Annotated in this window: 24 protein-coding genes, 2 tRNA genes and 1 pseudogene; 17 read left to right on the top strand and 10 right to left on the bottom strand. The window is 65.3% G+C overall.

The genetic code is table 11. The features are described from left to right. The first annotated feature begins 64 nt into the window (after positions 1-64). Positions 65-799, top strand: a complete 735-nt coding sequence (locus G6N36_RS09155) for a 3-oxoacyl-ACP reductase family protein (protein WP_163686234.1) — start codon at positions 65-67, stop codon at positions 797-799. Between the two features lie 2 nt (positions 800-801). Continuing rightward, positions 802-1,119 (top strand): DMT family transporter, encoded by a 318-nt coding sequence (locus G6N36_RS09150; protein ID WP_163686233.1) that lies wholly within the window; start codon positions 802-804, stop codon positions 1,117-1,119. A 55-nt stretch (positions 1,120-1,174) separates the two neighbouring features. Here the strand turns inward: G6N36_RS09150 and G6N36_RS09145 are convergent, their stop codons facing one another. Continuing rightward, positions 1,175-2,296, bottom strand: a complete 1,122-nt coding sequence (locus G6N36_RS09145) for a PQQ-dependent sugar dehydrogenase (protein ID WP_163686232.1) — start codon at positions 2,294-2,296, stop codon at positions 1,175-1,177. 140 nt (positions 2,297-2,436) lie between these two features. Between G6N36_RS09145 and G6N36_RS09140 the strand changes: the two genes are divergently transcribed. Beyond that, complete coding sequence (locus G6N36_RS09140) at positions 2,437-3,276, top strand: DoxX family protein (protein ID WP_170311111.1); 840 nt, start codon at positions 2,437-2,439, stop codon at positions 3,274-3,276. A 4-nt stretch (positions 3,277-3,280) separates the two neighbouring features. On the opposite strand, the gene G6N36_RS09135 is transcribed toward G6N36_RS09140, so the two are convergent. After that, complete coding sequence (locus G6N36_RS09135) at positions 3,281-3,622, bottom strand: PH domain-containing protein (protein WP_163690562.1); 342 nt, start codon at positions 3,620-3,622, stop codon at positions 3,281-3,283. 333 nt (positions 3,623-3,955) lie between these two features. Between G6N36_RS09135 and G6N36_RS09130 the strand changes: the two genes are divergently transcribed. From G6N36_RS09130 to ilvC, 3 genes are read left to right on the top strand one after another with little or no spacing between them, the layout of a single operon-like run. Beyond that, entirely contained in the window at positions 3,956-5,809 is a 1,854-nt protein-coding gene (locus G6N36_RS09130) for an acetolactate synthase large subunit (protein WP_163686231.1), read from the top strand. Continuing rightward, positions 5,809-6,315: an acetolactate synthase small subunit gene (ilvN, locus tag G6N36_RS09125; protein ID WP_083125968.1), complete on the top strand. Its 507-nt coding sequence runs from the start codon at positions 5,809-5,811 to the stop codon at positions 6,313-6,315. The genes G6N36_RS09130 and ilvN overlap by 1 nt, the downstream gene beginning before the upstream one ends. Positions 6,316-6,354: 39 nt before the next feature. Then, positions 6,355-7,368, top strand: coding sequence for a ketol-acid reductoisomerase (gene ilvC / locus G6N36_RS09120; RefSeq protein ID WP_163686230.1), 1,014 nt, complete (start codon positions 6,355-6,357; stop codon positions 7,366-7,368). 103 nt (positions 7,369-7,471) lie between these two features. On the opposite strand, the gene G6N36_RS09115 is transcribed toward ilvC, so the two are convergent. The 4 genes from G6N36_RS09115 to G6N36_RS09100 form a co-directional block, all read right to left on the bottom strand. Further along, a complete protein-coding gene (locus G6N36_RS09115; protein ID WP_163686229.1) occupies positions 7,472-8,272 on the bottom strand; it encodes a transposase in 801 nt (266 codons plus the stop codon). Then, entirely contained in the window at positions 8,227-9,033 is an 807-nt protein-coding gene (locus G6N36_RS09110; protein WP_163686228.1) for a transposase, read from the bottom strand. The genes G6N36_RS09115 and G6N36_RS09110 overlap by 46 nt, the downstream gene beginning before the upstream one ends. A gap of 116 nt (positions 9,034-9,149) precedes the next feature. Beyond that, a complete protein-coding gene (locus tag G6N36_RS09105) occupies positions 9,150-9,602 on the bottom strand; it encodes a phosphoribosyltransferase (RefSeq protein ID WP_163686227.1) in 453 nt (150 codons plus the stop codon). 44 nt (positions 9,603-9,646) lie between these two features. Continuing rightward, positions 9,647-10,069 (bottom strand): hypothetical protein, encoded by a 423-nt coding sequence (locus G6N36_RS09100; protein WP_163686226.1) that lies wholly within the window; start codon positions 10,067-10,069, stop codon positions 9,647-9,649. A 110-nt stretch (positions 10,070-10,179) separates the two neighbouring features. On the opposite strand from G6N36_RS09100, the gene G6N36_RS09095 reads away from it, so the two are divergent. Then, a complete protein-coding gene (locus G6N36_RS09095) occupies positions 10,180-11,040 on the top strand; it encodes a MerR family transcriptional regulator (protein WP_235689993.1) in 861 nt (286 codons plus the stop codon). Between the two features lie 71 nt (positions 11,041-11,111). On the opposite strand, the gene G6N36_RS09090 is transcribed toward G6N36_RS09095, so the two are convergent. Together G6N36_RS09090 and G6N36_RS09085 are read right to left on the bottom strand one after the other, a co-directional pair. Next, positions 11,112-11,324 (bottom strand): hypervirulence associated TUDOR domain-containing protein, encoded by a 213-nt coding sequence (locus G6N36_RS09090; protein WP_163686224.1) that lies wholly within the window; start codon positions 11,322-11,324, stop codon positions 11,112-11,114. Between the two features lie 37 nt (positions 11,325-11,361). Further along, on the bottom strand, positions 11,362-12,792 hold the full coding sequence (locus G6N36_RS09085; protein ID WP_179964749.1) for a phytoene desaturase family protein: 1,431 nt from the start codon (positions 12,790-12,792) through the stop codon (positions 11,362-11,364). 30 nt (positions 12,793-12,822) lie between these two features. Between G6N36_RS09085 and serA the strand changes: the two genes are divergently transcribed. From serA to G6N36_RS09070, 3 genes and pseudogenes are all read left to right on the top strand, one after another. Beyond that, the gene (serA, locus tag G6N36_RS09080; RefSeq protein ID WP_163686222.1) at positions 12,823-14,409 is read left to right on the top strand and encodes a phosphoglycerate dehydrogenase; all 1,587 of its coding nucleotides are present in this window, start codon (positions 12,823-12,825) and stop codon (positions 14,407-14,409) included. Then, positions 14,406-15,416, top strand: a complete 1,011-nt coding sequence (locus tag G6N36_RS09075; RefSeq protein WP_163686221.1) for a 3-isopropylmalate dehydrogenase — start codon at positions 14,406-14,408, stop codon at positions 15,414-15,416. The genes serA and G6N36_RS09075 overlap by 4 nt, the downstream gene beginning before the upstream one ends. After that, positions 15,409-16,000, top strand: a pseudogene (locus G6N36_RS09070) (hypothetical protein). The gene G6N36_RS09075 and the pseudogene G6N36_RS09070 overlap by 8 nt, the downstream one beginning before the upstream one ends. A gap of 2 nt (positions 16,001-16,002) precedes the next feature. Here the strand turns inward: G6N36_RS09070 and G6N36_RS09065 are convergent. Next, complete coding sequence (locus G6N36_RS09065; protein WP_163686220.1) at positions 16,003-17,187, bottom strand: MFS transporter; 1,185 nt, start codon at positions 17,185-17,187, stop codon at positions 16,003-16,005. Between the two features lie 114 nt (positions 17,188-17,301). On the opposite strand from G6N36_RS09065, the gene G6N36_RS09060 reads away from it, so the two are divergent. From G6N36_RS09060 to G6N36_RS09045, 4 genes are all read left to right on the top strand, one after another. Continuing rightward, complete coding sequence (locus G6N36_RS09060) at positions 17,302-18,090, top strand: fumarylacetoacetate hydrolase family protein (RefSeq protein ID WP_163686219.1); 789 nt, start codon at positions 17,302-17,304, stop codon at positions 18,088-18,090. Continuing rightward, the gene (gene gltX, locus G6N36_RS09055) at positions 18,087-19,565 is read left to right on the top strand and encodes a glutamate--tRNA ligase (RefSeq protein ID WP_163686218.1); all 1,479 of its coding nucleotides are present in this window, start codon (positions 18,087-18,089) and stop codon (positions 19,563-19,565) included. Before G6N36_RS09060 ends, gltX begins: the two co-directional genes overlap by 4 nt. Before the next feature lie 117 nt (positions 19,566-19,682). Next, positions 19,683-19,757: transfer RNA gene (locus G6N36_RS09050), tRNA-Gln, on the top strand. Between the two features lie 94 nt (positions 19,758-19,851). Further along, a tRNA-Glu gene (locus tag G6N36_RS09045) sits at positions 19,852-19,927 on the top strand. Positions 19,928-19,998: 71 nt separating this feature from the next. Here the strand turns inward: G6N36_RS09045 and G6N36_RS09040 are convergent. Continuing rightward, a complete protein-coding gene (locus G6N36_RS09040) occupies positions 19,999-20,700 on the bottom strand; it encodes an IclR family transcriptional regulator (protein WP_163686217.1) in 702 nt (233 codons plus the stop codon). Between the two features lie 38 nt (positions 20,701-20,738). Between G6N36_RS09040 and leuC the strand changes: the two genes are divergently transcribed. The 3 genes from leuC to G6N36_RS09025 all read left to right on the top strand — a co-directional run bounded on the left by leuC (position 20,739) and on the right by G6N36_RS09025 (position 23,610). Next, positions 20,739-22,175: a 3-isopropylmalate dehydratase large subunit gene (gene leuC / locus G6N36_RS09035; RefSeq protein WP_163686216.1), complete on the top strand. Its 1,437-nt coding sequence runs from the start codon at positions 20,739-20,741 to the stop codon at positions 22,173-22,175. Positions 22,176-22,185: 10 nt separating this feature from the next. After that, positions 22,186-22,779: a 3-isopropylmalate dehydratase small subunit gene (leuD, locus tag G6N36_RS09030; RefSeq protein WP_163690561.1), complete on the top strand. Its 594-nt coding sequence runs from the start codon at positions 22,186-22,188 to the stop codon at positions 22,777-22,779. A gap of 192 nt (positions 22,780-22,971) precedes the next feature. Then, positions 22,972-23,610, top strand: coding sequence for an HU family DNA-binding protein (locus tag G6N36_RS09025; protein ID WP_163686215.1), 639 nt, complete (start codon positions 22,972-22,974; stop codon positions 23,608-23,610). The last annotated feature ends 84 nt before the right edge of the window (positions 23,611-23,694 follow it).

Raw genomic sequence — 23,694 nt, 5'->3', positions numbered from 1 at the left:
ATCCATTGACAAGTGTAGCCTCCGCGTTTAATTTTGTATCGAACGACACAAAAAGGAGGATGGGATGTCTGAATCGAGCGTTGCGCTGGTGACGGGCGGGAGCAGAGGGATTGGGGCGGCGATCGCCGAGCGACTGGCCGAACAGGGCTCAGACGTGGCCATCACCTATGCCCGGTCCAAGGAGCGAGCCGACGAGGTTGTCGACCGCATCCGCGCCCACGGGCGTCGAGGGTTCGCCGTCAAGGCCGACAGCGCCGCCGCCGACGAGGTGGTGACCGCGGTTCAGCAGACCGCCGACGAGCTGGGTGGGCTGGACATCCTCGTCAACAATGCGGGCATCTACCCGTTCGGAGTCATCGACGACGTGCCGGCCGAGGACGTCGACCGCACCCTCGCCATTCACGTCCGCGCGGTGTATCTGGCGAGCCAGGCCGCGGTGCGACACATGTCGGCCGGCGGCCGGATCATCAGCATCGGAAGCAATCTCGCCGAGCGTGTGCCGTATCCGGGCATCGCGCTCTACGCGATGAGCAAGTCCGCTCTTATTGGCTTCACCAAAGGACTGGCCCGTGATGTCGGCGAGCGGGGAATCACGGTGAATGTCGTCCAACCTGGCTCGACAGATACCGACATGAATCCCGTCGAGGGTGACACGGCCGATGAACAGCGGGCGGCGTCCGCCCTCGGCCGGTACGCCGATGCGCACGAGATCGCCGACGCTGTCGCGTTTTTGGCGAGTCCCGCCGCGTCATACATCACCGGAGCCGTGCTCACCGCCGACGGCGGCACGAACGCCTGACCATGGCATGGGTGATCCTCGTCTGCGCGGGCCTGCTCGAAATCGTTTGGGCCACCGCGCTCAAGCAATCCGACGGCCTCAGTCGGCTGTGGCCGAGTGTCATCGGTATCGGCGGAGCCGTGCTCAGCTTCGCCCTGCTCGCAGTGGCGCTTCGGCAGTTGCCTGCGGGGACCGGCTACGCCGTGTGGGTCGGAATCGGCGCAGTCGGTGTTGCCGTGGCAGGCATGGTCATGTTCTGTGAGACCGTCAGTCTGGCACGGGTGCTGTTTCTGTCGATCATCGTCGTGGGCATCGTTGGCCTGCGCCTCGTCGAGGCCTGAAGCGCAACGATACGCTATTCGGGCTGCAGCGAAAACCGAAGTGCCGCAGCGATGTTTACGTAGCATCCTCGTTCTTACGCGGGAAGCCGCCGCCCTGCGGGAAGAGCGGGAAGACGACGTCGTCGAGCTTCTCGGCATCACCGGCCGTTTTGTTGATGGTCGCGCCCCAGACGTTGCCGTCGGGTGAGACCGCCATCGCCCACGCGTGGCCGTGCTGGTCCTGACGCACCACCTCGGGATCGCCGGTCACCGCGCCCGTGTCCGGTGCCATGCGAACGGCGACGGACTGTTTGGTGTTGACGAGGTTCACCAGCACGGTGCCGTCCAGTGCCGCACAGCCGGCGACGCCCGGGCGGTCGGGCCACGTCCATACGGTCGATACCGTGGAGTCCTTGGCGATCTTCTGTAGGCGATCACCAGTCGGTGTGCGATCGGTGACGTACAGCGACTCGTCCGCTGGGTCGATGCACAGCCCGCCGCCGGCGCCCAAACCGGACAGCGCCGTGGTCGTCGGCGCCTGGTCGACCGTCGTCGGCTGCTCGATCCGCAACAACTTGCCGGCCAGTGAGCGAGGATCACTGGCCTGAGCGGGGTCACCGGCGTCGCCCGTCTGTACCAGCAGGGTGGTCGGGCTGGTGAAGATCAGCGACCCGGTGTTACCGGTCGGGCCTTTGGGGATGCCGGTCAGGATCGGCTTGGGTATGTCGCCGTCGGCGATGCGGATGACCCGATTGTCGGTCGGGGTGCTGACATAGGCGTACATCAGCCGGTCCTGGACGTACGTCGGTGACAAGACGATGTCCATCAGCCCGCCGTCACCGGACCCGTCGACGGGTACGACGACTTTGACCTTGGGTTCGGCGCGCACCGACACCTCTTTGACCGCGCCGGTCGTGCGTTCACCCACCAGCGCGGACTGGCTGTCGGGCAGCATGATCAGGCCGCTGGTGCTTTCCAGGCACCCCTGCATGACGCCGGGCGCCGGGCATTCCTTGGGGAACGGCTTGGGCGGCAGCGGCGGAGGTGGCGGCGGCTTCGAGGATGGCCCGGGCTTCAGTTCCGGCTCGGTCGTGAACGGTTGCGATTGCGCGTCGTCGAATCGCGCGCAGCCCGACGCCACCAGTAACGCCGCAACCACCACGGCGAACGCAGCCCGCATCGGCCGGCGCAGTCTCATGCGAGCCAGATTACGGATCGTTCGGTGGTGCGCGCCACGCGCGTGCTTGCGTCGCACATGGAAATGGCGGGCGAAATGGTGGCCAGAAAGCACCGCGCCAATCCTCGGGTCACAGGCGAATAGCCCTTACGCTGGGGGTCGTGACCAGTCAACCCCACGACCCAAGCGCGTGGCAGCGGCCCGAGGACGCGGCCGGACGCCCCATGTCGGCGAGCCTGGTCGACCCCGAGGACGATCTTCCGTCCGCGAATTACGCCGGCGACTTCGAAACGACGGCGATCCCGCCGTACGACTCCGGCCGGTCTTCTTCCGAAACCGGCGGCGGCTTCGGGCTGCTCAACGAGCCCGAACCGCTGCCGTACGTCCAGCCGGGCGGTCGGCATTCCCTGTCCCCGTACGGAGCAGAACCCGCCGAGTACGGGCCGGATATCGACGCTCACACCCGGGGCGACGACCGCCGCGGCACCCAGGATCTCGGTCTTCTCTTCTTGCGCCTCGGCATCGGCGCGATCCTGATCGCACACGGACTGCAGAAGGCCTTCGGTTTGTTCGACGGTCCGGGCCTGGACGGCTGGGGCGATTCACTGAGCACGATGGGCTTCAAATACGCCGACATCCTGACCTACGTCACGACCTTTGGTCAGATCGCCGCAGGCCTGCTGCTGGTGCTCGGTCTGTTCACCCCGGTGGCGGCGGCCGGCGCACTGGCATACCTGGTGACCGGCCTGCTCGCCGAGGCGATGGCGGCCCACGAAGAGGCCAGGCTCGCGTTGTTCCTCACCGATGGCCACGAATACAAGGTTTTCCTGGCGGGCGCAGTGGCGGCGCTCATCCTGACCGGTCCCGGCCGGTACGGTCTCGACGCCGGACGGGGCTGGGCCCGACGTCCGTTCGTCGGCTCGTTCATCGCGTTGCTGCTTGCGGTCGGCGTCGGTGTGGCGGCCTGGGTGCTGCTCAACGGCGGCAATCCGCTAGGTTAGCGCGTTACGCGTAGGGGTTGGGCACCCGGCCCGCGCTCACCTCGGTGAGCTGCGGCAACGTCGCGAAGGTCACCGCGGGGAGCCGGAGTTCGCCGCCGTCTTTGAGCTGCGCGGTCGCCCAGGACGACCTGCCGAACCGCAAGCCGTCGATGTCATCCCAGCCGACGGTCTGGCTGTCCAGCAGGGTCCGAGCGGTCACCGTTGTGGCGTCGGCGATCGTGCGGTACCTGACCACCGCGATCGACAGCAGGATCGGGATGACGAGCAGGAGCGCAACCCAGTGCGGCCCGGCGAGAATCACCGCCAGCAGGCCCAGTGTGAAGAATCCGACCGCAAAATGTGCCATCGGGGAAATCCGGATGACGACGGGCTGTTGATCGGTGTCGGCGCTCACATGGCCAGTTTGGCACTGTGGGCGAGGTGGCGGGAATTTGACCACCCCGGCGGGGCCGGGAATTTGACCGTTGACCTGTGCGGAGGCTACCGTCAGGTGTTATGCAGGCCCCGGGAATGCTCGTAGTAATTGGGAAGCGCGTTGATGCCGCGCTAGCCCTCGCCCGGGCATAGCCAACAGCATCGACGCGCGACCCTCGTACAGCAGCCCAGCTGACGGGGGTTTTTTCTTGCCCCACCACCGATTTGAGATCCTAGAAACAACCAGGAACAGAGAGAGAACATCGTGAGCGCACCCACCACGCGACCGCCCGAGCAGTCGGAGACCGCGCCGAACGGGACACATGCCGCGCCCAAACCCAGCTCGGCGCCGTCCAAACGCATTGCGCCGCATCAGCTCACCGGAGCGCAGGCAGTGATCCGGTCGCTGGAGGAACTCGACGTCGACACGATCTTCGGCATCCCCGGCGGTGCCGTGTTGCCGGTCTACGACCCGCTTTTCGACTCCCAGAAGCTGCGCCACATCCTGGTGCGTCACGAGCAGGGGGCGGGCCACGCCGCCAGCGGCTATGCGCATGCCACCGGCAAGGTCGGTGTGTGTATGGCGACGTCGGGTCCGGGTGCGACCAACCTGGTCACTCCGCTGGCCGACGCCTACATGGATTCCATCCCTGTCGTTGCGGTCACCGGGCAGGTCGGGCGCGCGCTGATCGGCACGGACGCGTTCCAGGAGGCCGACATCTCCGGTATCACGATGCCCATCACCAAGCACAACTTCCTGGTCCGCAACGGCGACGACATCGCACGGGTGATGGCCGAGGCGTTCCACATCGCGCGGTCAGGGCGCCCGGGTCCGGTGCTCGTCGACATCCCGAAGGACGTGCTGCAGGGTCAGTGCACGTTCAGCTGGCCGCCGCAGATCGATCTGCCTGGTTACAAGCCGAACACCAAGCCGCACAATCGCCAGGTTCGTGAGGCCGCCAAACTGATCGCGGCGGCCCGCAGGCCGGTGCTGTACGTGGGCGGCGGCGTGATCCGCGGCGAGGCCACCGACGAACTGCTGAATCTGGCCGAGCTGACCGGCATTCCGGTCGTGACGACCCTGATGGCCCGCGGCGCGTTTCCGGACAGCCATCCGCAGAACATGGGCATGCCCGGGATGCACGGCACGGTGGCCGCGGTGGCCGCTCTGCAGCGCAGCGATCTGCTGATCGCGTTGGGCACGCGCTTCGACGACCGGGTGACTGGCAAGCTGGATTCCTTTGCGCCGGAAGCCAAGGTGATCCACGCCGACATCGACCCGGCCGAGATCGGTAAGAACCGCCACGCCGACGTGCCGATCGTCGGTGACGTCAAAGCGGTGATCACCGACCTGATCGAGGTGCTGCGGCGCGACGGCAGCATCGGTTCGATCAAGACCGACAAATGGTGGGAGTATCTGCGCGGCGTGCAGTCGACCTACCCGCTGAGCTACGGCGCGCAGAGCGACGGCAGCCTCTCGCCCGAGTACGTCATCGAGACCCTGGGCAAGATCGCGGGCCCGGACGCGGTGTACGTCGCAGGCGTTGGGCAGCATCAGATGTGGGCCGCGCAGTTCATCAAGTACGAGAAGCCGAAAACTTGGCTGAACTCGGGCGGTCTCGGCACCATGGGCTTCGCGGTTCCGGCCGCGATGGGGGCCAAGTTCGGTCGCCCCGATGCTGAGGTGTGGGCCGTCGACGGCGACGGCTGCTTCCAGATGACCAATCAGGAACTGGCAACGTGCGCCGTCGAGGGCGCGCCCATCAAGGTCGCGATCATCAACAACGGCAATCTGGGCATGGTGCGACAGTGGCAGACGCTCTTCTACGAGGAGCGCTACAGCCAAACCGATCTCGCCACGCATTCACATCGCATCCCGGATTTCGTCAAACTGGCCGAGGCCCTCGGCTGTGTCGGATTGCGTTGTGAGCGTGCCGAAGACGTCGAGTCCGTCATCCAGCAGGCACGGGAGATCAACGACCGTCCCGTTGTCATCGACTTCATCGTCGGCGCCGACGCGCAGGTGTGGCCGATGGTGGCCGCTGGCACCAGCAATGACGAGATCCAGGCCGCGCGCGGTATCCGCCCGCTGTTCGACAACGAAGAGGGACACGCCTGATGGCCGTCAACACCCACACCCTGTCGGTGCTCGTCGAGGACAAGCCCGGCGTGCTGGCGCGCGTCGCATCGCTGTTCTCACGGCGTGGCTTCAACATTCAGTCACTCGCGGTCGGTGCGACCGAGCAGAAGGACATGTCCCGGATGACGATCGTGGTGAGTGTCGAGGACTCACCGCTCGAGCAGATCACCAAGCAGCTCAACAAGCTGGTCAACGTGATCAAGATCGTCGAACAAGACGAGGACAATGCGGTCGCTCGGGAGTTGGCGCTCATCAAGGTGCGCACCGACGCATCCACGCGCAGCCAGGTCATCGAGGCAGTGAATCTCTTCCGCGCCAAGGTCGTTGATGTCTCGACAGAGTCGCTGACCGTCGAGGCTACCGGCACCCCGGAGAAGCTCGAGGCACTGCTGCGGGTGTTGGAGCCGTATGGAATCCGCGAGCTCGTGCAGTCCGGTGTGGTGTCGCTGTCGCGCGGTCCGCGCGGCATCGGCACCGTCAAATGATCCCAATCAGTAGAAAAGCGAAGAGAAGGAAAGTCACGAATGCCAGTTGAGATGTTCTACGACGACGACGCGGACCTGTCGATCATCCAGGGACGCAAGGTCGGCGTCATCGGCTACGGCAGCCAGGGCCACGCACACTCGCTGTCTCTGCGCGACTCCGGCGTGCAGGTGAAGGTCGGCCTGAAGGAGGGATCGAAGTCCCGCGACAAGGTCACCGAGCAGGGCCTGGAAGTGGACACGCCCGCCGAGGTGGCCAAGTGGGCCGACGTGATCATGCTGCTGGCGCCCGACACCGCGCAGGCCGACATCTTCAAGAACGACATCGAGCCCAACCTGGAGGACGGCAACGCGCTGTTCTTCGGTCACGGACTGAACATCCACTTCGACCTGATCAAGCCGCCGGCCAACGTCACCATCGGCATGGTTGCCCCGAAGGGTCCCGGCCATCTGGTGCGTCGTCAGTTCGTCGACGGTAAGGGTGTGCCGTGTCTGATCGCGGTCGACCAGGATCCCAAGGGCGAGGGCGAGGCGCTCGCACTCTCGTACGCCAAGGCAATCGGTGGCACCCGCGCGGGCGTCATCAAGACCACGTTCAAGGACGAGACCGAGACCGACCTCTTCGGTGAGCAGGCCGTGTTGTGCGGTGGCACCGAGGAACTCGTCAAGACCGGCTTCGACGTCATGGTCGAGGCGGGCTACGAGCCCGAGTTGGCCTACTTCGAGGTGCTGCACGAACTCAAGCTCATCGTCGACCTGATGTACGAGGGCGGCATCGCGCGGATGAACTACTCGGTCTCCGACACCGCGGAGTTCGGTGGCTACCTGTCCGGGCCGCGAGTGATCGACGCCGACACCAAGAAGCGCATGAAGCAGATTCTGGCCGAGATCCAGGACGGCACCTTCGTGAAGCGGCTCGTCGCCAATGTCGAGGGCGGCAACAAGGAGCTCGAGGGGCTGCGCAAGGAGAACGCCGAGCATCCCATCGAGGTGACCGGCAAGAAGCTGCGCGACTTGATGAGCTGGGTCGACCGGCCCATCACAGAAACCGCCTGACCGTGTGATTTCGGTGCGCTGACGATCGCTGAGTGGCTGTTGCGAAATGCCGATGGCTGACGATGGCCGGCACTGGTGATAGTGGGTGGCGCCGTCCGGGGGGTTACCCGGCCGTGGCTGCGTACAAGCGGGTGAGGTTGAGCGCTGCGGCGGCCAGGTGGAGTTCGGCGGTGACAGCTGCCAGTCCGCGGCGGGCGTAGCGGCGTAGGCCGATGCGGTCTTTGAGATGTCCGATGACCGGTTCTACGGTCGCTGATCGGCGTTTGTATCGTCGTGCCTGAGCAGGATCTTTGAGCGTGTGGCGCATCGCGTCTGCGGGTGAGAGGTTCGGCGGTGGGGGTCCCTGGGTGGGGTGGTGTTTGGCGTCGTGGTGGACGTCTTTCCCGGTGCCGGGTGCGATGAGCCGGTCGGGGCCGGGGCTGGTGAGGTTGTCTTCGGTGAAGTAGCCGTTGTCGGCCAGGACCAGTCCGATCGTCTTGTCCAATGCCTCGGTGTGGGTTATCGCCGCAGCCAAAGCCGGTGTCCAACAATGCAGATCGTTGGCATCTTGAGATACGTGCACTCCGATGATGAGGTGGTCATCGGAGCACACGATCTGGCTGTTGTAGCCCTGCACCGATCCGCTGCCTGAGCCTTGGACCATCAACCGGGCCTGCGGGTCGGTCAGATTGACCACCGGTCCGCCCTTGGGGCCGCGGCGGGTCTGAAAATAGGCACGTTGACGCGCCGCTGAACCACGCCGATCGACCAATCCCGTTGCCTGACGCCGTTGGGCGTCGGCCAGCCGCGCCTCGGCCTTGCGTATCAGCTTGCGAATGTCGCCGCGCTGCTGGGCTTCTCGAGTCCCACGCACCCCGATCAGCGGGGCCAGCCGCTGCTGTTGACGGGCCAGCCGGGCCGCCACAACCGGACCTCGTCGACGCCGGCCGGCGGCGGTCCGGCCACGACTTCGCCGGCCTCGACACGCTGCAGATACTTCTCTTGACGCTCGGCGTCGGCGGCGTCGGCCTCCTCATGGCGGGCGTCCTGTTCGGCGATCTCGGCCATCGCCTTCTTGATCGCCGCGGCCCGTCCAGCCCGAGTCGTCAACTCCGGTGCCGGTGTGGCCGGCGGCCCACCGACCGCGGCTTCAGCGGCGTCCTCGGCGGCGTCGGCGGCGGCGGCCTCACCGACCGCGGTCTCGGCGATCCGACGGGCCTGCTCACGCACCCATTTCTGAGAGCGGTTGGCCGACATCGACGCGTTGGCCGCGATCTTGGTGCCATCAATGGCGATCGATTCGACCCGCACCATCCCGGCCTGCGAACACATCCGCAGCACCTGAGCGAACACGTCGATCACGGCGTCGTCGTGGTCGGCGCGGAACCGGGCAATCGTGGTGTGATCCGGCGGATCTTGAGCACACAGCACCCGGTAGGCGACGTGATCGGCACACAATCGTTCGATGCGCCGCGAGGACCGCTGCCCCGAGGCATAGGCGTAGATCAGCAAGGCCAACAACATGTCCGGGTCATAGCCGGCGCGGCCGACGCCACCGGTGCGCCGATGCTGGTGAAACGCCGAGGTGTCCAACTGCTCGATCGAGTCGAGGATGAACCACACCAAATGATCATCGGCCAGCCAGTCGGCCATATTCGGCGGCAACAAGAACTGCTGATCACGCACTACCGGACGATACGAACGAGCCACACCTCAATCGTTTCGTGCCGACCTCAAAACACCAAACACCTCAACCGGCATTTCGCAACAGCCACTGAGCGACGGTTAGCGCACCGAAACCACTAGGACGACCACGGAAACTCGATCCACAGATCGGTCCGGCGCCAGACGTATTCGCAATCGATTTCCGACTGCGGCTTCTGGTAGACGACGGCGCAGCGGACCTCGGCGACGTGTTCGGCGCAGAAGTCGCGGACGAAACGCAGTGTCGCCCCGGTGTCCGCGACGTCGTCGGCGATCAGCATGCGTGCACCACCCAGATCGGCGACGTCGGGTAGGGGAGGCAGCAGTACCGGCGCATCCAGGCGCTCATCCACGCCGGTGTAATACTCGACGTTCATCATGTGCACCTTTTTGACATCCAGCGCGTAGCCGAGCGCGCCTGCGACGAACAACCCACCGCGCGCCACGGCGAGTATGAGATCGGGTGCGAAACCGTCGTCGACGACGGCGGAGGCGAGTTGCCGTGTCGCGGCACCGAACTGGTCCCACGACAATTCTTCCCGATCGATCATTGGCAAAACCGTAATCGCTTGCGGGCAATTCCGCGGGAACGCCGCTACGGGCGGCGTTCGTGGCCGGCCTTGCCGTGTGTGCGGCGTCGCTCCTTCATGTCCGCCTCGAACACGTGGCGCGCGCCCTGTTGCAGCTCCGCACGCACGCGTTGTTCATGGTCACGGAACATCGACCAGTAGTTGTCGTCGAACTCCTCGACGATCTGGAACGTCCAGCGTCCGTAGAGCACGTTGTGGCCCACGACTTCGTCCTCGAGTCGGTCGGCCACTGCGCCGTGCCCGGCCTCACGCAGTTGGTCGCACGCTTTGCCGAGCAGAAGATCGGCATGGCCCATCAGCTGATGGAACGAATACAGATGGCCGCGGGCGCGCTCCACGAATTCGAGCGCCTCGGAAACCGTGCCGAAGGCTTCGACCGTCGCATCGTCGAGGCCGGCCGGTCGCCGGGGATTCTCGGGCTGTGTCACGGCGAAACGGATACCCGTTATGGGCGGTGAGACACGGTTCGGCGCAAAATTCTGCATCGATTGTGCATTGAATGCCCATATGCCCAGATCGAAGCTCTATTCTGGCGGGGTTGACCACGTCGAATAAGCCCGAGAACGTCACCGCGGACGAGCCCTTGTACACCGTCCGCGTCGTCGCTGAGCGTCTAGGCGTGCCCACCGCGACGCTGCGCAGCTGGAACCAGCGGTACGGCGTGGGTCCGTCCGAACACAGCCCGGGTCGGCATCGCCTCTACAGCCAGACCGACATTGCGGTTGCGCAGCGGATGTACGAACTCATCGTCGAGGGTGCGAGCCCGCGCAGCGCGGCCCGAACCGCGATCGACTCGATACGACCGGCTCGCGGCGATTCCGCGGCGCTGCTCGACTCCGCCTTCGATTTCGATGTGTTCACCGCAGGCCTGCTGCTCGATCGTCATCTGCGCCACTTCGGGGTGCTCGACACGTGGGATCAACTGATACGTCCGGCGTTCGACGATATCGCCCGACGGCAGGCCCTGGGAGAGGGCTGTATCGACGTCGAGCACGCGCTGTCGTGGACCGTGACACGGTCGTTGCAGCGTTACCCCATTGCTGCGCCTGAGGAATCGGCGTCCATCATTCTTGCCTGCACGCCGCGCGAAACGCACTTTCTCGCACTGGAAGCGCTGCGCGCGGCCCTTGCAGAACATGGACGCGGCGCGTTGATGCTCGGCGCGGACGTCCCGCGGGCGGCGCTTCTGGATGCGGTTCAGCGCAAAGGACGACCGGTCGCGACATTGTTGTGGTCCCAGACCGAGGACACCGCTGACTTCCAGACGGTCAACGATCTTGCCGAGCACGCCTCGGTCAGTGTTGGCGGTCCGGGCTGGGATGCGGTGATCGAGCGGATTCACGCGTCGCGGCTGAACAGCCTTCGTGAAGCCGTCGACCACTTCGCCGCTGCCAACTAGAACCGGCCATGGGGGCGGGACTCAGCGTCCGCCCGGATTCCGCTGTGTCGAGCCACTTTTCGACATTGCAGCTACTTCGACCGCTGCAAAGCGTCCGGTTTGTGCACGGCGTCGCGTCCGCTCTTGTCGCTGCGCACCCGGTACTGCGGTTCTTCCGGTGACGCACGCACCGTCCGCCCCGCCGTCTCGCGGTCGCTGGTGATCTTCTCCTCGACAGTCCCGGTGACGGTCGTTCCGTGGCTACTCCATTGGACCTTGTCGCCCTTGTGAAACTCCGAACTCATGTCGCGGGGATACCCGGGTGAAGTCCGGCAAAACCGGCTACGGCGAGAGTCTGGGGAGCGTCTTGATTCCGAATTCGCGGCGCAGCATGGTGCGTGCTGCGTAGAAGCCCGCCATACCGTGCACACCACCGCCGGGGGGAGTCGCCGACGAGCAGAGATAGACCTTCGGAATCGGAGTGGCCCACGGGTTGAGCCGCGGTGTCGGCCCCGCGAGCGCGTGCAGGAGCGTGTTGCCGCCGACGCCGATGTCACCGCCGACGAGGTTCGCGTTGTGCTCGGCCAACCGGGAGGCCGGTACCGACCGCACCGCGACGACGACATCGCGGAAGCCAGGTGCGAAACGCTCGAAGATCTGGGTGATCGTCTCGGCTTGGTCGACAGGTGAGCCGTGGGGCACGTGCGCATAGGTCCATAGGGGCCGCCGCCCCTGCGCATCGATGCGGTTCGGGTCAGCCAGGTGCGGCAGCGAGGCGAGCACCATCGGCCATTCGGGATGCCTGCCCGCCGCGATCTCCTTTTCGGCATGCGCCATCTGCTCTCGGCTGCCACCCATGTGCAGTGTCGGAGCGTCGGCCGCGCGTGGGTCCGCCCACGGAATCTCGTCGGACAACACGAAATCCACCTTCGCTACGCCCGGGCCGAACCGGTAGTGCTGCAAAGCTTTTGCGTATCGCGCGGGGACTGCATTCCGGTAGATGGACAACAGCGCCGTCGGCGCGGTGTCGAAAAGCACTACACCGCTCGGTGGTTCGGTGACCTCGTCGCACACCGTGATGACGCCGCCGTGGGCGCGCAGGTCGGCGATGAGGGCGTCGGGAATGGCCTGGCTGCCGCCTACCGGGATGGGCCAGCCCACGGTGTGCGCGAGTGTGGCCAGCATCAGTCCGGCACCGGTGGTGACGAACGACGGCATCCGGTTGATGGCATGTGCGGCAACGCCCGTGAACAACGCGCGGGCGTCGGCACCGGCGAGCCTGCCCCACAGCGGCGTGCCCTGCTCGAGCATGTTTCGCGCAAGGTACGCCGCGGCGATCAGATCGCGCGGGATCGAGCGCTTGTCTCCAAGGAGGAAGTCGACGACGCCCTCGTCGCGCTTGGTGAGAGGGCCGAGCAGCCGCCGCCACGAGTCCCCGTGTACCAGCTCCGCGCAGGTGCGGTCCAGGTCGTGATAGCCGACCGCCGTGGGTTTACCGGGAAGCGGATTGGCATACGAGACGGCGGGCACCTTCAAGTCCACGCCGCGGGCGGGCAGATCGAATTCCGCCAGGAACGGTGAGGCCAACGCGAGCGGGTGCACGGCCGAGCAGACGTCGTGGGAGACCTCGCCGAACTCGGGGTCGGCGAGGGTCCGTGCGCCGCCACCCAGTGATGGCTGTGCCTCGAACACCTGCACTGACAGACCGGCGCGCGCGCAGATGACGGCGGCGGCCAAGCCGTTGGGTCCGCTGCCGACCACGGTGACGTCCACCGCCCAATTACATCCCATTAGGCTGACCGCGTGAGCCTGCCCGTTGTATTGATCGCAGACAAGCTGGCGGAGTCGACCGTCGCCGCACTGGGTGACCAGGTGGAAGTGCGTTGGGTCGATGGTCCGGACCGAGAGAAGCTACTGGCCGCGGTGCCCGAGGCCGACGCACTGCTGGTGCGCTCGGCAACCACCGTGGATGCCGAGGTGCTCGCCGCCGCCACGAAACTCAAGATCGTCGCCCGCGCCGGCGTCGGCCTGGACAACGTCGACGTAGACGCGGCAACCGCGCGCGGCGTCCTCGTGGTCAACGCGCCGACCTCCAATATTCACAGCGCGGCCGAGCACGCGCTGGCGCTCATGCTGTCGGCCGCTCGGCAGATCCCCGCCGCCGACGCGACGCTGCGTGAGCACACGTGGAAGCGCTCGTCGTTCTCCGGCACCGAGATCTTCGGCAAGACCGTCGGCGTCGTCGGCCTCGGGCGAATCGGACAGTTGGTCGCTCAGCGACTGGCCGCCTTCGGCACGCATGTCGTGGCGTACGACCCGTACGTGTCGGCCGCTCGCGCCGCCCAATTGGGTATCGAGCTGCTCACCCTCGACGAGCTGTTGGGCCGCGCCGACTTCATCTCGGTGCACCTGCCCAAGACCAAGGAGACGGCCGGCCTGATCGGAAAGGACGCGCTGGCCAAGACCAAGCCCGGCGTCATCATCGTCAACGCGGCACGCGGTGGGCTGATCGACGAAGCGGCGCTCGCGGATGCGATCACCAGCGGCCACGTGCGCGGCGCCGGCCTCGACGTATTCGCCACCGAACCGTGCACGGACAGCCCGCTCTTCGAACTACCCCAGGTCGTGGTGACACCCCACCTCGGCGCGTCGACGGCAGAGGCGCAGGACCGGGCGGGCACCGACGTCGCCGAGAGCGTGAAGCTTGCGCTGGCAGGTGAGTTCGTCCCCGACGCGGTGAACGTCGGCGGAGGCGTCGTCGGCGAGGAAGTCGCGCCGTGGCTGGACCTGGTCCGCAAACTGGGCCTGTTGGTCGGCGTGTTGTGCAGCGAACTTCCGGTGTCCCTGTCGATTCAGGTCCGCGGCGAGCTGGCATCCGAAGATGTTGACGTACTGCGCCTTTCAGCGCTACGCGGATTGTTCAGCGCTGTCATCGAGGACCCGGTGACGTTCGTCAACGCGCCGGCGCTGGCGGCCGAACGCGGTGTCGAGGCCGACATCAGTACCGCCACCGAGAGCCCGAACCACCGCAGTGTGGTCGACGTGCGCGCGGTGTACTCCGACGGTTCGGTCGCCAATGTTTCCGGCACGCTGTCGGGTCCGCAGCTGGTCGAGAAGATCGTCCAGATCAACGGCCGCAACTTCGATCTGCGCGCCGAGGGCGTCTACCTGATCATCAACTACATCGACCAGCCGGGCACATTGGGCAAGATCGGCACCCTCCTCGGCACCGCCGACATCAACATTCACGCCGCCCAGCTCAGCGAGGATGCGGAGGGTCCGGGCGCGACGATCCTGCTGCGCATCGACCGAGACGTACCTGAAGACGTCCGGGCGGCGATCACCGCGGCCGTCGGCGCCAAGCTGCTGGAAGTGGTGGACCTGACGTGAAACTGGCGGTCATCGCGGGCGACGGCATCGGCCCGGAGGTCATCGACGAAGCGGTCAAGGTACTCGACGCCGTCGTGCCGGGTGTCGACAAGACCAGCTACGACCTCGGGGCGCGGCGGTACCACGCCACCGGAGACGTCCTGCCCGAATCGGTGCTCGACGAGCTGCGCGCGCACGATGCGATCCTGCTCGGCGCCATCGGCGATCCGTCGGTTCCCAGCGGTCTGCTGGAACGCGGCCTGCTGCTGCGAATCCGGTTCGCACTCGACCACCACATCAATCTGCGTCCCGCCCGGCTCTACCCGGGGGTGAGCAGTCCGTTGGCCGGGAACCCGGACATCGACTTCGTCGTGGTCCGTGAGGGCACCGAGGGCCCCTACACCGGGACCGGTGGAGCAATCCGCGTCGGGACGCCCCATGAAATCGCCACCGAGGTCAGCGTCAACACCGCGTTCGGCGTGCGACGGGTCGTGCACGATGCGTTCGGCCGCGCGGCGAAGCGACGCAAACACCTGACCCTGGTGCACAAGAACAACGTCCTGACCTACGCGGGCGCACTGTGGTGGCGCACCGTGCAGGAGGTCAGCGCCGAGTACCCCGACGTCGAGATCGCCTATCAGCACGTCGACTCCGCCACCATCCACCTCGTCACCGACCCCGGCCGCTTCGACGTCATTGTCACCGACAACCTGTTCGGCGACATCGTCACCGACCTCGCGGCCGCGGTGTGCGGTGGCATCGGCCTGGCGGCCAGCGGCAACATCGACGCGACCCGAACCAACCCGTCGATGTTCGAGCCGGTGCACGGCAGCGCACCCGACATCGCGGGACAGGGCATCGCCGATCCCACCGCAGCGATCATGTCGGTGGCGCTGTTGCTTGCGCACGCGGGCGAACTCGAAGCGGCCGCTCGCGTCGACAAGGCCGTCGAGCATCATCTGGCCACGCGCGGTGACGAGACGCGGTCCACCACCGAGATCGGCGATCGGATCGCGTCAAATCTCTAGTCGCGTGGCGACACTGAGCCGGCAGTGCTGGCTGTTCGCGATCGGTTCGACACTGTTCGCGATCGCCACGACCCCGGGGTTGTCCGCAACGGCAGGTGCAGGGATCGCCAACCTGTTGTGCTTCATCGGATCCTGGTTCTTCACCACCGCGGGCTGGATGCAGCTCGTCCTGGCCCCTCCCGCGCAGCGCATCGGATGGCTCTCCGCGGCAACCCAGTTCGTCGGGACGATCCTTTTCAACATCAGTACCGGCTCTGCCCTATGGGCACATGCGGTCAAACCGGAGCGCCGACTCGTCTGGGCGCCGGACGCTCTGGGGTCGCTGGCGTTTCTGATCAGCGGTGTCCTCGGCGTGATCGACGGCGGTCGTCGGCATCATCGAGCTGAAATCACGTGACTGGCAGGGCGAGTGGATCAACATGATCGGCTGCGTCGCTTTCGCGGTGTCCGCGCTCGGCGCCTTCGTCAGCGAATCCGGTGTCACCGCCGATGCGTGGATGGCGAACCTGGGTACGTTCATCGGCGCCCTCTGCTTCCTGGTCGCCGCACTGGTCATGCTTCCGCGCCGCGCGCAGCGCGAGTGAGTTCAGTCCGGCTTTGGTTCGACCGGGACCACGGGTATGGCCAGCAGCGGCAGGAGCGCGGAAACCGCGAACGCCACCGGGTAGCCGAGGGCGCCGATCAAGGCGCCGAACGCGGGGGCCGACACGGCGGAGGCGAAGAGTTGACTGGTGTTCTGCGTGCCCAATGCCCGTCCGCTCCAGAACGGTCCGGCGATCTCGGCGATGGCGGTGAATGCCAGCCCGTTGTCCGAGACGGTGATCACCGACGCGATCACCATGATCGCTACGCTGATCGGCGAACTGAGCCAGTCGGTCACCGCCAGCAGACCCATCGCGGCGGCGGCCGCCAGGGCAATGGTGCGGATCGGCCTCAGTCGCGAACCCGTCACATCCGACCAACGGCCTGCGGCGATTCGACCACCTGCACCCAACACCTGCGCCACCGTGACGAGAGCGCCTGCCGACGCTGCCGACCATCCTCGGTCGGTCATCAACCACACCAATGCGAACGTCCACAGCACCGCTTGAGGCACCACCAGTAGTACAGAGACAGCGTGTATCCGGGTCAAGACCGACGATGCGCGATAGGGATTCGCCAGGTGCTCGGGTGGGGCCTCCGAGCGTGGTGGACGTGGCGGATCGATCACGAACACCGCGCATACGACCGCGGAAAGCGCGCACACGATCGCCGGAAAACACAGTGCCGCAGAGATGCTGTACGCGTCGGCCACGCGCGGAATCACCAAGGCGCCCAGGCCGACCCCGAGCGGTGTCGCGGTTTGGCGGATACCCATGACCAAGCCGCGTCGATCCGGTGGGAACCAGCCGACCACCAGTCGGCCGCTGGCCGAATTGCTACTTGCGGCGGCCATTCCGCCGAGCATCAGGAACGCACCCATGGCGAACAGCGAGTCGACGGAAGCGGCTGCGAACGCCGCCGCGGCGATGAGCACCGAACCGAGGCTCAACACGATGCGCTCGCCGAACCGGTCGACGAGGTAGCCCCACGCGATGAGCGTGAGGACCAAGCCGAAACCGGGTAGCGCTGACAGCAGGCCGGCAGCCCCGAGATCGAGTCCGCGCTCGCGCTGCAAGCTTGGAATGAGAAAGGCCACACCGTTGATGAATACGTTGGCGCTTGTCGTCGCGGCCAGCGCAATGACAAGCAGCGACCAGCGTCGCGCGGTGCCTATCGTGTCCGCGGACATCGCTCCATAGTCGCACGGCCATCTCATATATCTGAACTTCTATCTCAATATCTGAGACACTGTCGGGGCGGGAGCGGCCGCAGCACCGAGGATCGGGGCCACTAGGCTGACGGCATGCGCCTTGGACGTATCGCCAGCCCAGACAGCGTCTGCTTCGTCAGCATCGAGGGTCCTCTCGACGACTCGGCCCGGGCAGTCGCCAAAGAAATCGCCGAGCATCCCTTCGGCACTCCGACCTTCACCGGACGGGAGTGGCCGCTGGCCGACGTGCGGATACTCTCGCCGATTCTGGCCAGCAAGGTCGTATGCATCGGGAAGAACTATGCGGCGCACGTCGCGGAAATGGGCGGGGGAGATTTCCCTGATCCGGTCATGTTCATGAAGCCCAACACCGCGATCGTCGGTCCGAACGTGCCGATTCAGTTGCCGGCCGACGCCAACCCGGTGCACTTCGAGGGTGAACTCGCCGTCGTCATCGGCCGAGTCTGCAAGGACGTTCCCGCCGCGCGCGCCGCGGAGAACATCCTGGGCTACACGATCGCCAACGACGTGTCGGCGCGTGATCAGCAGAAGAAGGACGGCCAGTGGACTCGGGCGAAAGGTCACGACACGTTCTGTCCGCTCGGACCGTGGATCGTCACCGATCTGGATCCGTCCGATCTGGCGTTGCGCACCGAGGTCAACGGCGAGACCAAACAGGACAGCCGGACATCGCTGATGATTCACGATGTCGGGGCCATCGTTGAGTGGATTTCGGCGGTGATGACACTGCTGCCCGGCGATGTCATCCTGACCGGGACGCCGGACGGTGTGGGCCCCATTGAAGGCGGCGACACCGTCACCGTCACCATCGAAGGTATCGGGAGCCTTTCCAATCCGGTTGTGCGCAAGGGAAAGTCATGACAGCTGATATGCGGGTGCGGTTCTGCCCGTCGCCAACCGGCACTCCGCACGTCGGCCTGATCCGTACCGCGCTGTTCAATTGGGCCTACGCGCGACATTGCGGCGGGGCCTTCGTATTCCGCCTGGAGGACACCGACGCCGAACGAGACAGTGAGGAAAGCTATCTGGCGCTGTTGGACGCCCTGAGCTGGCTGGGGCTCAACTACGACGAAGGTCCCGACATCGGTGGACCGTACGCTCCGTACCGGCAGTCGGAACGCGGCGAGATATATCGGGACGTGCTGACACGGCTACAGGAATCCGGTGACGCCTATGAGGCGTTTTCGACGGCCGAGGAAGTCGAAGCCCGGCACGTCGCCGCGGGCCGAAACCCCAAACTCGGCTACGACAACTACGACCGCGAACTCACCGAAGCCCAGCGCTCCGCGTTCCTCGACGAGGGTCGCAGGCCAGTGCTCCGGCTACGGATGCCCGCCGAAGACATCACCTGGAATGACCTCGTCCGCGGGGAAACAACATTCGCGGCGGGTGTGGTTCCCGATTTCGCGCTGACCCGCGCCAGCGGTGATCCGTTGTACACCTTGGTCAATCCGGTCGACGACGCGCTGATGAAGATCACGCACGTCCTCCGTGGCGAGGACCTGCTCCCGTCCACACCGCGCCAGATCGCGCTGTACCAGGCATTGATTCGTATCGGCGTCGCCGACCGGGTGCCCGAGTTCGCTCACTTGCCAAGCGTTCTGGGAGACGGCAACAAGAAGCTGTCGAAGCGCGATCCGCAGTCGAACCTGTTCATTCACCGCGAACGCGGCTTCATTCCGGAGGGGCTGCTGAACTATCTGGCGCTGCTGGGCTGGGGTATCGCCGAAGACCACGACGTGTTCAGCCTCGATGAGATGGTGGCTGCCTTCGACGTCGTCAACGTCAACTCCAACCCCGCCCGGTTCGATCAGAAGAAGGCGGACGCTCTCAACGCCGAGCACATCCGCATGGTGAGTGAGGACGATTTCACCGCGCGGCTCGCGGCGTATTTCGCTGCCCACGGCTACGACACGGGACTCGACGAAGCTCAATTCGCGGAGGCCGCGCGGCTCGTGCAGACCCGAATCGTGGTGCTCGGCGATGCATGGGACCTGTTGAAGTTCCTCAACGACGCCGAGTTCTCGCTCGATGAGAAGTCGGCTGCCAAGGAGCTCAAGCCCGAAGCCGTCGCGGTGCTGGAGGCCGCGCTCGCCGCGCTCGAAACAGTCGGCGAGTGGAGTACGGGGGAGATCGAGAACGCTCTGAAGGTGTCGTTGTTGGAGAATCTGGAGCTCAAGCCGCGCAAGGCGTTCGGCCCGCTGCGTGTTGCGGCCACGGGTGCGTCGGTCAGCCCGCCGCTCTTCGAATCGCTCGAGCTTCTAGGTCGGGACCGCAGCCTGCAGCGGCTACGCGCGGGACGCGATCGTGCCGCCACCGTCGCAGACCCGGCGTGAGAAGGTGGCTGCAAATCTTTGGTAGTCTGCACGTCGGCCCGAAACAATGCGCGGCGGCGCCGCCGATTGCTTGGTCGGGTCGAAAAGGGCCTGTGACCTGCGGTTACAGGTAGCCAATGGGGTATGGTGTAATTGGCAACACAGCTGATTCTGGTTCAGCCATTCTAGGTTCGAGTCCTGGTACCCCAGCCATTCGCGATGAGCGCTCGCGCGAAGTGCACGGGCCTCGAGCTGATTAGGTCCGCATAACCCGCTGGGCTATGCTGGCTGTCCGGAAATAGTTCTGGCCCCCGTCGTCTAGCGGCCTAGGACGCCGCCCTCTCACGGCGGTAGCGTGGGTTCGAATCCCATCGGGGGTACCAAGCGAGTGAGCCGAGAGCAGAGAGCTTGCTCTCGTGCCGAGGCGATTGAGCCTTGCAGTACAAATAGTCATTCACAGCCTGCGGGTGAGCGCATCGGCGGCGGCCAAAAGGTCGGCGGCCCATCGTGCTCCAGGGCGACGGCCCATTCGGTCGATCGGCCCGGACACCGATACAGCGGCGATCACCGCACCGGTGGCATCGCGCACCGGCGCCGACACACTCGCAACCCCCGGCTCGCGTTCCGCGGCGCTCTGCGCCCAGCCACGTTTGCGGACCTCGGCGAGGGTCCGGTCGGTGAACTTCGCGCTGGGCAACACCGCCTGCTGCGTGGCGGCGTCGGCATAAGCCAGCAGTACCTTGGCGCCTGAGCCGGCCGTCATCGGCAATCGCGCGCCGACCGGGACGGTATCCCGAAGCCCGGCAGGTGGTTCCAAGGCGGCGATACATGTGCGCGCGTGTCCTTCACGACGATAGATCTGCACGCTCTCTCCGGTGATCTCACGCAGGCGCGGCAACACCACGGCGCCGGCGGCCAGCAAGGGGTCGTTGACCTGTCCCGCCAACTCGGTGAGCGCAGGCCCGAGCCGCCATTGGCCGTCTCCGTTGCGGATCAACAGCCGATGCACTTCCAGACCCGCGGCCAAGCGGTGCGCGGTCGCACGCGGGAGGCCGGTGCGCTCGCACAGCTCTGCCAATCCGCACGGCGAATCCGCGATCGCGTGCAGCACCCCCATGGCTTTGTCCAGCACCCCGATACCGCTATCCTGTCTCACAGGGAGATACTAGCTTCCCAGAATGTGAGAAAGTCAAGATGGCAGCCCAGGACAAGCCACGCACGCTCGCCGAAAAGGTGTGGGACGACCACGTCGTCGCGAAGGGGTCGGGTGACGGCGCGGCCCGCGAACCCGACCTCATTTACATCGACCTACACCTTGTGCATGAGGTCACCAGCCCGCAGGCGTTCGACGGCCTTAGGCTCAAGGGTCGGCCGGTCCGCAGACCGGATCTGACGATTGCCACCGAAGACCACAACGTGCCGACGATCGACATCGACAAGCCGATCGCCGATCCGGTCTCCCGCATTCAGGTCGAGACGCTGCGTCGCAACTGTGAAGAGTTCGGCATCCGGTTGCACCCGATGGGTGACGTCGAACAAGGCATCGTTCACATCATCGGGCCGCAGTTGGGCTTGACTCAGCCGGGGATGACGGTGGTGTGTGGCGACAGCCATACCTCCACCCACGGTGCGTTCGGTGCGCTCGCGATGGGCATCGGCACATCCGAGGTCGAGCATGTCCTCGCGACGCAGACGCTTCCGCTGCGGCCTTTCAAGACGATGGCGGTCAATGTCGACGGGCAGCTGCCTGCGGGCGTGAGCGCAAAGGACATCATCCTCGCGGTGATCGCAAAGATCGGCACCGGCGGGGGACAGGGATACGTCATCGAATACCGCGGCAGCGCCATCGAATCGCTGTCGATGGAAGGACGCATGACGGTCTGCAACATGAGCATCGAGGCCGGGGCGCGCGCCGGAATGGTCGCACCCGACGAGACAACTTTCGAGTTCTTGCACGGTCGCCCGCACGCGCCGAAGGGGGCGGACTGGGATGCCGCAGTAGCGGCGTGGAGTCAGTTGCGCACCGACGAAGGCGCGGAATTCGACACCGAGGTCTACATCGATGCCGCGACGCTGAGCCCATTCGTCACGTGGGGGACCAACCCTGGGCAAGGAGTTCCGCTGTCGGCGTCGGTACCGGACCCAGAGCTGATCTTTGACGACGGCGAGCGCCAAGCGGCCGAAAAAGCGTTGGCGTATATGGATCTTCGGGCCGGAACGTCGATGCGTGACATCACCGTGGACACCGTCTTCGTGGGCTCGTGCACGAACGGGCGCATCGAGGATCTGCGGGTGGTCGCCGACGTGCTCATGGGTCGCAAGGTCGCCGATGGCGTGCGGATGCTCATTGTGCCCGGCTCGATGCGGGTGCGAGCGCAGGCCGAATCAGAGGGCCTCGGTGAGATCTTCGCCGCCGCCGGCGCGGAGTGGCGGCAGGCCGGATGCTCGATGTGTCTTGGAATGAATCCAGATCAACTGTCCCCGGGGCAGCGCTGCGCATCGACGTCGAACCGAAATTTCGAGGGACGGCAGGGCAAAGGAGGGCGCACTCATTTGGTGTCGCCTGCTGTCGCCGCGGCCACCGCTGTGCGCGGCACGTTGTCCTCTCCCGCCGATCTGACTCACTCATAGGAGCTCTGTGATGGAACCATTCCGCACTCATACCGGCATCGGCGTTCCGCTTCGCCGGTCCAATGTCGACACCGACCAAATAATCCCCGCCGTGTATTTGAAGCGGGTAACCCGAACAGGTTTCGAGGATGGCTTGTTCGCGGCGTGGCGGTCCGACCCGTCTTTCGTCCTCAACATGTCCCCGTTCGACAAGGGATCGGTGTTGGTCGCGGGTCCCGATTTCGGCACCGGTTCGTCGCGAGAGCACGCCGTGTGGGCGCTCATGGACTATGGATTCAGAGTCGTCATCTCATCTCGCTTCGCCGACATTTTTCGCGGCAACGCGGGCAAGGCGGGCCTCTTGGCGGCCGAAGTCGCCCAAGATGATGTCGAACTTTTATGGAAGCTCATCGAGGAGCATCCCGGCATGGAAATTACTGTGAATCTTCAAGATCGGAACGTCGTCGCGGGAACAGTCATGGTGCCGTTCAACATTGACGATTACACCGCCTGGCGACTCTCCGAAGGACTCGACGATATAGGTCTTACGCTGCGGAAATGCGATGAAATCGATTCATACGAAGCACGCCGTCCGAGCTGGAAACCGCGCGCCTTGCCAGCGTGACGGATTGGCTTTCTGAGCCGAATCTTCACCCCTGAACCCGGTTATCGGGACCCCCGGCAGGAGCTCAAGGGGGGCAAGAAAGTTCGCTAGATTCTGCTGAAATTGCGCGTGGCTCTTGGAAATCAGTGGCCATTGGGTTTACCGTGTCCACTAGTCGGCCCAAAGTGGGCTACTGGTTTTCGGAGGTTTTGCATGAACAAAGCAGAGCTCATCGACGTACTCACGGAGAAAATGGGCTCGGATCGTCGGTCAGCAACCGCTGCGGTCGAGAATGTCGTCGACACAATCGTGCGTGCGGTTCACAAGGGTGACAGTGTCACCATTACCGGCTTCGGCGTTTTCGAACAACGTCGTCGTGCTGCTCGTGTTGCGCGTAACCCGCGCACCGGCGAGACCGTGAAAGTTAAGCCCACATCCGTGCCGGCATTCCGTCCCGGTGCACAGTTCAAAGCGGTTGTTTCTGGGGCACAGCGCCTCCCGTCGGAAGGACCAGCAGTGAAGCGTGGCGTGACTGCGGGCGGCGCCCGCAAGGCCGTTAAGAAGACGGCGGCCAAGAAGGCGGCCAAGAAGGCTCCCGCCAAGAAGGCAGCCAAGCGCACCGCCGCCAAGAAGGCTCCGGCCAAGAAGGCAGTGAAGCGCACCGCCGCCAAGAAGGCTCCGGCCAAGAAGGCTGCAGTCAAGAAGGCGGCCAAGAAGTCACCGGCCAAGAAGGCGGCGAAGAAGTCACCGGCCAAGAAGGCTGTGAAGCGCACTGCCGCCAAGAAGGCTGTGAAGCGTTCCCCGGCCAAGAAGGCTGTGAAGCGCGCCCCGGCCAAGAAGGGCCGCAGGTAAGTTCAACATCGAACACGCCGTGGGTCGCGCCGGCTGAGCCGGTAATTAAAGCGAAAGTGACCCACGGCGTGTTTGTGTCTGACG

The organism is Mycolicibacterium gadium (assembly GCF_010728925.1).
Taxonomy (GTDB): domain Bacteria; phylum Actinomycetota; class Actinomycetes; order Mycobacteriales; family Mycobacteriaceae; genus Mycobacterium; species Mycobacterium gadium.
Note: the sequence above shows the minus strand (reverse complement) of the source record. Positions and strands in the feature narration are given on the sequence as shown.

Excerpts from the sequence above, each read along its gene's own strand:
- G6N36_RS09155 (WP_163686234.1), top strand. The coding sequence starts at position 65 with ATGTCTGAATCGAGCGTTGCGCTGGTGACGGGCGGGAGCAGAGGGATT.
- G6N36_RS09150 (WP_163686233.1), top strand. The coding sequence starts at position 802 with ATGGCATGGGTGATCCTCGTCTGCGCGGGCCTGCTCGAAATCGTTTGG.
- G6N36_RS09145 (WP_163686232.1), bottom strand. The coding sequence starts at position 2,296 with ATGAGACTGCGCCGGCCGATGCGGGCTGCGTTCGCCGTGGTGGTTGCG.
- G6N36_RS09135 (WP_163690562.1), bottom strand. The coding sequence starts at position 3,622 with ATGGCACATTTTGCGGTCGGATTCTTCACACTGGGCCTGCTGGCGGTG.
- ilvN (WP_083125968.1), top strand. The coding sequence starts at position 5,809 with ATGGCCGTCAACACCCACACCCTGTCGGTGCTCGTCGAGGACAAGCCC.
- ilvC (WP_163686230.1), top strand. The coding sequence starts at position 6,355 with ATGCCAGTTGAGATGTTCTACGACGACGACGCGGACCTGTCGATCATC.
- G6N36_RS09105 (WP_163686227.1), bottom strand. The coding sequence starts at position 9,602 with ATGATCGATCGGGAAGAATTGTCGTGGGACCAGTTCGGTGCCGCGACA.
- G6N36_RS09090 (WP_163686224.1), bottom strand. The coding sequence starts at position 11,324 with ATGAGTTCGGAGTTTCACAAGGGCGACAAGGTCCAATGGAGTAGCCAC.
- G6N36_RS09065 (WP_163686220.1), bottom strand. The coding sequence starts at position 17,187 with ATGTCCGCGGACACGATAGGCACCGCGCGACGCTGGTCGCTGCTTGTC.
- G6N36_RS09060 (WP_163686219.1), top strand. The coding sequence starts at position 17,302 with ATGCGCCTTGGACGTATCGCCAGCCCAGACAGCGTCTGCTTCGTCAGC.
- gltX (WP_163686218.1), top strand. The coding sequence starts at position 18,087 with ATGACAGCTGATATGCGGGTGCGGTTCTGCCCGTCGCCAACCGGCACT.
- leuC (WP_163686216.1), top strand. The coding sequence starts at position 20,739 with ATGGCAGCCCAGGACAAGCCACGCACGCTCGCCGAAAAGGTGTGGGAC.
- leuD (WP_163690561.1), top strand. The coding sequence starts at position 22,186 with ATGGAACCATTCCGCACTCATACCGGCATCGGCGTTCCGCTTCGCCGG.
- G6N36_RS09025 (WP_163686215.1), top strand. The coding sequence starts at position 22,972 with ATGAACAAAGCAGAGCTCATCGACGTACTCACGGAGAAAATGGGCTCG.